Origin of the sequence: uncultured Methylibium sp. (genome assembly GCF_902826655.1) — a bacterium.
Classification (GTDB): domain Bacteria; phylum Pseudomonadota; class Gammaproteobacteria; order Burkholderiales; family Burkholderiaceae_C; genus Methylibium.
Genome location: NZ_CADEFR010000090.1, coordinates 1 through 10,118, shown reverse-complemented (window position 1 = coordinate 10,118; position 10,118 = coordinate 1). Strand labels below are relative to the sequence as shown.

Sequence of the window (10,118 nt, the reverse complement as noted above, 5' to 3'; positions counted from 1 at the left end):
TGCGCAAGGTCTACGACCAGATGGCCGAGCCGCGCTGGGTGCTGAGCATGGGCTCCTGCGCCAACGGCGGCGGCTACTACCACTACAGCTATTCGGTGGTGCGTGGCTGCGACCGCATCGTGCCGGTCGACGTCTACGTGCCCGGCTGCCCGCCGACCGCGGAGGCGCTGCTCTACGGCGTGCTGCAGCTGCAGGCCAAGATCCGGCGCGAGAACACGATCGCGCGGTAACGCGCGATCTCTCGTACCTACCCGCACGCTGACGCATGGACCACAAGCTCGATATCCTGCAACCGGTTCTCGAGGCCGCGCTGACCGGCAAGCTGCAGTCGCTCAAGCGCGAGCGCGGCGAGCTGACGCTGACGGTCCGGGCCGCAGACTACCTCGCGGTCTGCACGACGCTGCGCGACCACGCCGAGCTGAAGTTCGAGCAGCTGATCGATGTCTGCGGCCTCGACTACTCGACCTACCGCGACGGCAACGGCTCGTCCTACGACGGCGGTCCGCGCTACTGCGTGGTGCTGCACCTGCTGTCGGTCGCGAACAACTGGCGGCTGCGCGTCAAGGTGTTCTGCCCCGACGACGACCTGCCGGTCGTGCCCTCGGTCAACGAGGTCTGGTCGTCCGCCAACTGGTTCGAGCGCGAGGCCTTCGACCTCTACGGCATCGTCTTCGACGGCCATGCCGACCTGCGCCGCATCCTGACCGACTACGGCTTCATCGGCCACCCCTTCCGCAAGGACTTCCCGACCACCGGCCACGTCGAGATGCGCTACGACGCCGAGCAGAAGCGCGTGATCTATCAGCCGGTGACGATCGAGCCGCGCGAGATCACGCCGCGGATCATCCGCGAAGACAACTACGGCGGCTTGCACTGACATGGCCGAGATCAAGAACTACACGCTCAACTTCGGGCCGCAGCACCCGGCGGCGCACGGCGTGCTGCGCCTGATCCTGGAGCTGGACGGCGAGGTCATCCAGCGCGCCGACCCGCACATCGGCCTGCTGCACCGCGCGACCGAGAAGCTCGCCGAGAGCAAGACCTACATCCAGTCGCTGCCCTACATGGACCGTCTCGACTACGTGTCCATGATGTGCAACGAGCACGCCTACTGCCTCGCGATCGAGAAGCTGCTCGGCGTCGACGTGCCGATCCGCGCCCAGTACATCCGCGTGATGTTCTCGGAGATCACGCGCATCCTGAACCATCTGCTGTGGATCGGCGCGCACGGCCTGGACTGCGGCGCGATGAACATCCTCATCTACGCCTTCCGTGAGCGCGAGGACCTGTTCGACCTGTACGAAGCGGTGTCGGGCGCGCGCATGCACGCGGCCTACTTCCGCCCGGGCGGCGTCTACCGCGACCTGCCGGACGCGATGCCGCAGTACCAGGCCAGCCGCATCCGCAATGCCAAGGCGATCGCCAAGCTCAACGAGAACCGCCAGGGCTCGATGCTCGATTTCATCGACGACTTCTGCGCGCGCTTCCCGAAGAACGTCGACGACTACGAGACCCTGCTGACCGACAACCGCATCTGGAAGCAGCGCACCGTCGGCATCGGCGTCGTGACGCCGGAGCGGGCGCTGAATCTCGGCTTCACCGGCCCGATGCTGCGCGGCTCCGGCATCGCCTGGGACCTGCGCAAGAAGCAGCCCTACGATGTCTACGACCAGGTCGACTTCGACGTGCCGGTCGGCACCCAGGGCGACTGCTACGACCGCTACCTGGTGCGCGTCGAGGAGATGCGCCAGGCCAACCGCATCATCCAGCAGTGCTCGGCCTGGCTGCGTGCCAATCCAGGCCCGGTGATCACCGACAACCACAAGGTCGCAGCGCCGGGGCGCGTCGACATGAAGGCCAACATGGAGGAGCTGATCCACCACTTCAAGCTCTTCACCGAAGGCTTCCACGTGCCTGAAGGCGAGGCCTATGCGGCGGTCGAGCACCCGAAGGGCGAATTCGGCATCTACCTGGTCAGCGACGGTGCCAACAAGCCCTACCGGCTGAAGATCCGCGCGCCCGGTTTTGCGCATCTCGCGGCGATGGATGAGATGAGCCGCGGCCACATGATCGCCGACGCGGTCGCGGTGATCGGCACCATGGACATCGTTTTCGGCGAGATTGATCGATGACGTTCTCGGAAGCCACGCTCGCGCGCTTTGCCCGCGAAGTCGCCAAGTACCCTGCCGACCAGAAGGCGTCGGCCGTGATGGCCTGCCTGGCGATCGTGCAGCAGGAGCAGGGCCACGTGTCGGCCGAGGCCGAGAAGGGCGTCGCCGACGTCCTCGGCATGCCGCCGATCGCGGTGCACGAGGTCACGACCTTCTACAACATGTACAACCAGGAGCCGGTCGGGCAGTTCAAGCTCAACGTCTGCACCAACCTGCCTTGCCAGCTGCGAGACGGCGAGACGGCGCTGCAGCATGTCTGCAAGAAGCTCGGCGTCGAGCCCTATGGCAGCACCGCCGACGGCGTGTTCACCGTGCAGCCCAGCGAATGCCTGGGCGCCTGCGCCGACGCGCCGGTGCTGCTGGTCAACGACCGGCAGATGCTCAGCTACATGACCGAGGCGCGGCTCGACGACCTGCTGGCCACGCTCAAGGCGAACGCGAAGTGAAGGCGCAGCCGATGCTCGACCTCTCGAAGTTCCAGGCCAGCGGTCGCGAGACCTGCTTCCACGATCGCCACCTCGGCGCGCAGATCGTCGCGGGCCTCGACGGCCGCAACTGGCGCTTGAAGGACTACGTGGCGCGGGGCGGCTACCAGGCGCTGAAGATGATCCTGACCGGCGAAGGCCGCAGCGGCGAAGGTGCCGGCGTGCCGATGACGCCTGACCAGGTCATCGCCGAGGTCAAGGCCTCGGGCCTGCGCGGCCGCGGCGGCGCAGGCTTCCCGACCGGCCTGAAGTGGAGCTTCATGCCGCGCCAGTTCCCGGGGCAGAAGTACCTCGTCTGCAATTCCGACGAAGGCGAGCCGGGCACCTGCAAGGACCGCGACATCCTCGCCTACAACCCGCACATCGTGATCGAGGGCATGTGCATCGCGGCCTACGCGATGGGCATCACGGTCGGCTACAACTACATCCACGGCGAGATCTTCGAGATCTACGAGCGCTTCGAGGAGGCGCTCGACGAAGCCCGCGCCGCCGGCTACCTGGGCGCGAACATCCTCGGGTCGAACCACAGCTTCCAGCTGCACGCCTTCCATGGCTTCGGTGCCTACATCTGCGGTGAAGAGACCGCGCTGCTCGAGTCGCTCGAGGGCAAGAAGGGCCAGCCGCGCTTCAAGCCGCCGTTCCCGGCGAGCTACGGCCTCTACGGCAAGCCGACGACGATCAACAACACCGAGACCTTCGCGGCGGTGCCCTGGATCATCCGCAATGGCGGCGACGCCTACCTCGCGGTCGGCAAGCCGAACAACGGCGGCACGAAGCTGTTCTCGATGGTCGGCGACGTCGAGCGCCCGGGCAACTACGAGGTGCCGCTGGGCACGCCGTTCTCCAGGCTGCTGGAGCTGGCCGGCGGCGTGAAGGGCGGCCGCAGACTCAAGGCCGTGATCCCCGGGGGCTCGTCGGCCCCGGTGCTGCCGGCGTCCGTCATGATGGACTGCACGATGGACTACGACTCCATCGCCAAGGCTGGCTCGATGCTGGGGTCCGGTGCGGTGATCGTGATGGACGAGACGCGCTGCATGGTCAAGAGCCTGCTGCGCCTGAGCTACTTCTACCAGCACGAGAGCTGCGGCCAGTGCACGCCCTGCCGCGAGGGCACCGGCTGGCTGTGGCGCATGGTCGACCGCATCGAGCACGGCAAGGGCCGTCCGGAAGACCTGGACCTGCTGGACTCGGTGGCCGACAACATCAAGGGCCGCACGATCTGCGCGCTGGGCGATGCGGCGGCGATGCCGGTGCAGGGCATGCTGAAGCACTTCCGCGACGAGTTCGTGCATCACGTCGAGCACAAGTCGTGCATCGTCCCCGCCTACGTCTGACGCGCGAGACACGACGACATGGTTGAAATCGAACTCGACGGCAAGAAGGTCGAAGTGCCCGAAGGCAGCGTGGTGATGCACGCCGCCGACAAGGCCGGCACCTACATCCCGCACTTCTGCTATCACAAGAAGCTCAGCATCGCGGCCAACTGCCGCATGTGCCTGGTCGACATCGAGAAGGCGCCCAAGCCGATGCCGGCCTGTGCCACACCGGTGACGCAGGGCATGATCGTGCGGACCAAGAGCGACAAGGCGCTCAAGGCCCAGCAGTCGGTGATGGAGTTCCTGCTCATCAACCACCCGCTGGACTGCCCCATCTGCGACCAGGGCGGCGAATGCCAGCTGCAGGACCTGGCGGTCGGCTACGGCAAGTCCGCCTCGCGCTACGAGGAAGAGAAGCGCGTCGTCCTGCACAAGGACGTCGGTCCGCTCATCAGCATGGAGGAGATGAGCCGCTGCATCCACTGCACCCGCTGCGTGCGCTTCGGCCAGGAGGTCGCGGGCGTGATGGAGCTGGGCATGATCCACCGCGGCGAGCACTCCGAGATCACCACGGTGGCCGGCGAGACGGTGGACTCCGAGCTGTCGGGCAACATGATCGACATCTGCCCGGTCGGGGCGCTGACCAGCAAGCCCTTCCGCTACAGCGCCCGCACCTGGGAGCTCAGTCGCCGCAAGTCGGTCTCCCCGCACGACAGCACGGGCGCCAACCTGATCGTGCAGGTCAAGGGCGGCCAGGTGATGCGTGTCGTGCCGCTCGAGAACGAGGCCGTCAACGAGTGCTGGATCGCCGACCGCGACCGCTTCGCCTACGAAGCGCTGAACGGCGACGACCGCCTGACCGCGCCGATGATCAAGCAGGGCGGTCAGTGGCAGACCGTCGACTGGAGCGTCGCGCTGGAGTACGTCGCCACCGGGCTGAAGCAGATCGTGGCCGATCACGGACCAGCCGGCATCGGCGCGCTGGCCTCGCCGGCGGCGACGGTCGAGGAGCTCCACCTGCTGGGCCGCGTGGTCCGCGGCCTGGGCTCGGACAACATCGACCACCGGCTGCGTCATGCAGCCCCCGAGGCCACCGACCAGGTCCGCTGGCTCGGGGCACCCATCGCCTCGCTGTCGACGCTGGACCGCGCCTTCGTCGTCGGGTCCTTCCTGCGCAAGGACCATCCGCTGTTCGCGCTGCGCTTGCGCGAGGCCGCGAAGCGCGGTGCCAAGGTGAGCGCCCTGCATGCGCTCGCCGACGACTGGCTGCTGCCGGTCGCCGCGCGCGTCACGGCGGCGCCTGGGGACTGGGTCGCGGCGCTGGGTGGCGTGGCGGCGGCGGTGGCCGCCGCGAAGGGCGTCGTGGCGCCGCTCGCCGTGACACCGACGGCCGAGGCACAGGCCGTCGCCGCGTCCCTGCTGGGCGGTCAGCGCAAGGCGGTGCTGCTGGGCAACGCGGCCGCGCAGCATCCGCAGGCCGCCGAACTGCTCGCACTGGCGAACTTCATCGCGGCGCAGACGGGTGCCAGCTGCGGTTATCTCGGCGACGGCGGCAATGCGGTCGGTGCCCAGCTGGTCGGTGCGCAACCGCGTCAAGGCGGCCTGAACGCTGCACAGATGCTGGCCCGTCCGCTGCAGGCCTACGTGCTGCTGCATGCCGAGCCGGCGATCGAGGCGGCCGATCCGTCCCGGGCCGCTGCGGCGCTGGCCGGTGCGCAGATGGTCGTCTCGCTCAGCGCCTTCCGCAGCGCGAATCTCGAGCATGCCGACGTGCTGCTGCCGATCGCGCCCTTCACGGAAACCTCGGGGACCTTCGTCAACGCCGAGGGTCGCGTGCAGAGCTTCCACGGCGTCGTCAAGCCGCGCGGCGAGGCCCGCCCGGCGTGGAAGCTGCTGCGCGTGCTGGGCTCGATGCTGGGACTCGAGGGCTTCGACTTCGAGACCTCCGAGGAAGTCAGGGCACAGGCGCTGGGTGACCCGGCCGCGCTGGGAGCCCGGCTCGACAACGGATCGTCGGTCGCCGTGCCGCGCCCCGACCCCGCGTCCGGCTCGCTGGAGCGCATTGCCGACGTGCCGATCTACGGCGTCGACGCCATCGTGCGACGCGCGCCCTCGCTGCAGGCCACCGCCGACGCGCGCGCCCCGCGCGCCGGCCTGCCGACCGCGCTGTGGCAGCGTCTCGGGCTGACCGACGGGGCCGAGGTCCACGTGCAGCAGGGCAGCGTCTCGGTGCGGCTGCCGGCCTACCACGACGCCACGCTGGCGCCGACCGCCGTGCGCGTCGCCGCCGGCCATCCGGCGACCGCCGCGCTGGGCGCGATGTTCGGCCCGATCGCGGTGGAGAAGGCCTGAGCATGATCGAGTCCTTCAACCAGTTCGGCGCGGGGCTCTTCGGCGGCTTCTGGCCCGTCGTCTGGAACGTCATCAAGATCGTCGCGCTGATCCTGCCGCTGATGGGCTGCGTCGCCTACCTCACGCTGTGGGAGCGCAAGGCCATCGGCTGGACGCAGATCCGCCCCGGCCCCAATCGCGTCGGGCCCTGGGGCCTGCTGACGCCGATCGCCGATGCGGTCAAGCTGATGTTCAAGGAGATCATCCTCCCGACCGCGGCGAACAAGGGCCTGTTCCTGCTCGGGCCGGTGATGACCATCATGCCGGCGCTGGCCGCCTGGGTGGTCGTGCCCTTCGGCCCCGAGATCGCGCTGGCCAACATCAACGCCGGCCTGCTGTTCCTGATGGCGATCACCTCGATGGAGGTCTATGGCGTCATCATCGCCGGCTGGGCCAGCAACTCGAAGTACGCCTTCCTCGGCGCGCTGCGCGCATCGGCGCAGATGGTCAGCTACGAGATCGCGATGGGCTTCGCGCTGGTGGTGGTGCTGATGGTCAGCGGCTCGCTCAACATGACCGAGATCGTGCTGGCCCAGGACCGCGGCCAGTTCGCCGACATGGGGCTCAACTTCCTCAGCTGGAACTGGCTGCCGCTGTTCCCCATCTTCATCGTCTACTTCGTGTCGGGCCTGGCCGAGACCAACCGCCACCCCTTCGACGTCGTCGAGGGCGAGTCCGAGATCGTCGCCGGCCACATGATCGAGTACTCGGGCATGGCCTTCGCGATGTTCTTCCTGGCCGAGTACGCCAACATGATCCTGGTGTCGGTGCTGGCGGTGACGCTGTTCCTCGGTGGCTGGCTGCCGCCGGTGGACAGCGCGGTGTTCAACTGGATCCCGGGCTGGATCTGGCTGGGCCTCAAGACCTTCGCCGTCGTGACCGTGTTCCTTTGGGTGCGTGCGACCTTCCCGCGCTTCCGCTACGACCAGATCATGCGGCTGGGCTGGAAGATCTTCATCCCCATCACGCTGGTCTGGCTGGTCGTCGTGGGCCTGTGGATCCAGTCGCCCTGGAACATCTGGAACTGAGGAGGGCCAACCGATGTCCGCCGTGGCCTCCATCAAGGAATTCTTCAACACCTTCTTCCTGCTCGAGCTGCTGAAGGGGCTGGCGCTCACCGGTCGGCATTTCCTGTCGCCGGCGATCACCGTGCAGTTCCCGGAGGAGAAGACGCCGCAGTCGCCGCGCTTCCGCGGCCTGCATGCGCTGCGCCGCTACGAGAACGGCGAGGAACGCTGCATCGCCTGCAAGCTGTGCGAGGCGGTCTGCCCGGCGCTGGCGATCACGATCGAATCCGAAGTGCGCGACGACGGTTCACGCCGCACCACGCGCTACGACATCGACCTGACCAAGTGCATCTTCTGCGGCTTCTGCGAGGAGAGCTGCCCGGTCGACTCGATCGTCGAGACCCACATCTTCGAGTACCACGGCGAGAAGCGCGGCGACCTCTACTTCACCAAGGACATGCTGCTGGCGGTCGGCGACCGCTACGAGCGGGAGATCGCCGCCAACCGCCGGGCCGACGCGGCCTACCGCTGAACGACGCACGTCATGACCACGGATTCCGCTCTTTTCTACGTCTTCTCGGCGATCCTGCTGTTCGCCGCCTTCCGCGTCATCACCGCGCGCAGCGCCGTGCATGCGGCACTGTTCCTGGTGCTCGCCTTCTTCAACGCGGCCTGCGTGTGGATGCTGCTGAAGGCCGAGTTCCTCGCGATCTCGCTCGTGCTGGTCTACGTCGGTGCGGTGATGGTGCTGTTCCTGTTCGTCGTGATGATGCTCGACGCCAACATGCAGCAGGTGCGTGAAGGCTTCTGGCGCCTGTTCCCGCTGGCCGGCAGCGTCGGCGCGGTGATCGCGGCCGAGATGATCTGGGTGCTGCGCCGGGGCTTCGACCTGCCGGTGGCACCGGTGCCGGATGCCGCCGCAGCGAAGCTCGGCAACAGCAAGCTGCTGGGCATCGAGATCTACACGCAATACCTCTACCCGCTGCAGATCGCCGCCGTGCTGCTGCTGGTGGCGATCATCGCGGCGATCGCGCTGACGCTGCGCAGGCGCAAGGACAGCAAGTACGTCGACCCGTCCGAGCAGGTCAAGGTCCGCAAGGCCGACCGCGTGCGCGTGCTGCAGATGGAGCCCGAGCGCGCCCCGGCGCCCGCGCCCGCCGCGCCGACCGGAGGACAGCCATGAGCGTCGGCCTCGGCCACTACCTGTCGCTGGGTGCGATCCTGTTCGCGCTGTCGGTGATCGGCATCTTCCTCAACCGCAAGAATCTGATCGTGCTGCTGATGGCGATCGAGCTGATGCTGCTGGCGGTCAACCTCAACTTCGTCGCCTTCTCCTACTACCTCGGCGACATGGCGGGCCAGGTGTTCGTCTTCTTCATCCTCACCGTGGCCGCCGCCGAGTCGGCGATCGGCCTCGCGATCCTGGTGGTGCTGTTCCGCAACCGGTCGACCATCAGCGTCGACGAACTCGACGCACTCAAGGGCTGACCTGACGAGCGGGGCGAGGGCCCTGCCGAAAGAACAACAAGATGGCTGCTGGACTCTCGCAATCGATGCTCGTCGCCGTGCCACTGGCGCCACTGGCGGGTGCCATCGTCGCCGGCCTGTTCGGCAAGGCCGTGGGGCGCCGCGGCGCGCACGCGATCACCATCCTCGGCGTGCTGATCGCCTTCATCCTGTCGGTGAAGACGCTGATGGCGGTGGGCGAGGGCGCGCGCTTCAACGCCACCGTCTACGAGTGGATGGTCATCGGCGGCCTGAAGATGGAGATCGGCTTCCTGGTCGACGGCCTGACCGCGATGATGATGACGGTCGTGACCTTCGTGTCGCTGATGGTGCACGTCTACACCATCGGCTACATGGAAGAGGACCCGGGCTACCAGCGCTTCTTCGCCTACATCTCGCTGTTCACCTTCAGCATGTTGATGCTCGTGATGAGCAACAACATGCTGCAGCTGTTCTTCGGCTGGGAGGCCGTCGGCCTGGTGTCCTACCTGCTGATCGGCTTCTGGTACACCAAGCCGACCGCGATCTTCGCCAACATGAAGGCCTTCCTGGTCAACCGGGTCGGCGACTTCGGCTTCATCCTGGGCATCGGGCTGCTGCTGGCCTACGGCGGCACGCTGAACTACACCGAGCTCTTCGCCAAGGCGCCCGAGATCGCCAAGCTGGGCTTCCCCAATCCGTTGGGAGGAAGCGACTGGCTGGTCATCACCGTTGCCTGCATCTGCCTCTTCATCGGCGCGATGGGCAAGAGCGCGCAGTTCCCGCTGCACGTCTGGCTTCCCGATTCGATGGAAGGCCCGACGCCGATCTCGGCGCTGATCCACGCCGCCACGATGGTGACGGCCGGCATCTTCATGGTGGCGCGGATGTCGCCGCTGTTCGAGCTGTCCGACACCGCGCTGTCCTTCGTCATGATCATCGGCGCGATCACGGCGCTGTTCATGGGCTTCCTGGGCATCATCCAGAACGACATCAAGCGCGTCGTCGCCTATTCCACGCTCAGCCAGCTGGGCTACATGACGGTGGCGCTGGGGGCGTCGGCCTACTCGGTCGCGGTCTTCCACCTGATGACGCACGCCTTCTTCAAGGCGCTGCTGTTCCTGGCGGCGGGCAGTGTGATCATCGGCATGCACCACGACCAGGACATCCGCAACATGGGTGGCCTGCGCAAGTACATGCCCATCACGTGGATCACCTCGCTGCTGGGCTCGCTGGCGCTGATCGGCACGCCGCTGTTCGCCG

At 67.2% G+C, this 10,118-nt stretch carries 11 protein-coding genes; all 11 read left to right on the top strand.

What is annotated here, in order from left to right:
• The coding region (gene nuoB, locus QZV97_RS19455) for an NADH-quinone oxidoreductase subunit NuoB (RefSeq protein ID WP_295646678.1) at positions 1–230 on the top strand (230 nt) is incomplete at its 5' end.
• A gap of 35 nt (positions 231–265) precedes the next feature.
• On the top strand, positions 266–877 hold the full coding sequence (locus QZV97_RS19450; RefSeq protein WP_295646675.1) for an NADH-quinone oxidoreductase subunit C: 612 nt from the start codon (positions 266–268) through the stop codon (positions 875–877).
• Between the two features lies 1 nt (position 878).
• A complete protein-coding gene (locus QZV97_RS19445; protein WP_295646672.1) occupies positions 879–2,132 on the top strand; it encodes an NADH-quinone oxidoreductase subunit D in 1,254 nt (417 codons plus the stop codon).
• On the top strand, positions 2,129–2,617 hold the full coding sequence (locus QZV97_RS19440; RefSeq protein ID WP_295646670.1) for an NAD(P)H-dependent oxidoreductase subunit E: 489 nt from the start codon (positions 2,129–2,131) through the stop codon (positions 2,615–2,617). The genes QZV97_RS19445 and QZV97_RS19440 overlap by 4 nt, the downstream gene beginning before the upstream one ends.
• Before the next feature lie 11 nt (positions 2,618–2,628).
• Complete coding sequence (gene nuoF, locus QZV97_RS19435; protein ID WP_295646668.1) at positions 2,629–3,990, top strand: NADH-quinone oxidoreductase subunit NuoF; 1,362 nt, start codon at positions 2,629–2,631, stop codon at positions 3,988–3,990.
• 18 nt (positions 3,991–4,008) lie between these two features.
• Positions 4,009–6,324, top strand: a complete 2,316-nt coding sequence (nuoG, locus tag QZV97_RS19430; RefSeq protein WP_295646665.1) for an NADH-quinone oxidoreductase subunit NuoG — start codon at positions 4,009–4,011, stop codon at positions 6,322–6,324.
• Between the two features lie 2 nt (positions 6,325–6,326).
• On the top strand, positions 6,327–7,391 hold the full coding sequence (gene nuoH, locus QZV97_RS19425) for an NADH-quinone oxidoreductase subunit NuoH (protein ID WP_295646661.1): 1,065 nt from the start codon (positions 6,327–6,329) through the stop codon (positions 7,389–7,391).
• 22 nt (positions 7,392–7,413) lie between these two features.
• Positions 7,414–7,902, top strand: a complete 489-nt coding sequence (nuoI, locus tag QZV97_RS19420; protein WP_295646681.1) for an NADH-quinone oxidoreductase subunit NuoI — start codon at positions 7,414–7,416, stop codon at positions 7,900–7,902.
• Positions 7,903–7,914: 12 nt separating this feature from the next.
• Complete coding sequence (locus QZV97_RS19415; RefSeq protein WP_295646658.1) at positions 7,915–8,553, top strand: NADH-quinone oxidoreductase subunit J; 639 nt, start codon at positions 7,915–7,917, stop codon at positions 8,551–8,553.
• A complete protein-coding gene (gene nuoK, locus QZV97_RS19410; protein ID WP_295646655.1) occupies positions 8,550–8,858 on the top strand; it encodes an NADH-quinone oxidoreductase subunit NuoK in 309 nt (102 codons plus the stop codon). Before QZV97_RS19415 ends, nuoK begins: the two co-directional genes overlap by 4 nt.
• Before the next feature lie 41 nt (positions 8,859–8,899).
• The coding region (gene nuoL, locus QZV97_RS19405) for an NADH-quinone oxidoreductase subunit L (protein ID WP_295646652.1) at positions 8,900–10,118 on the top strand (1,219 nt) is incomplete at its 3' end.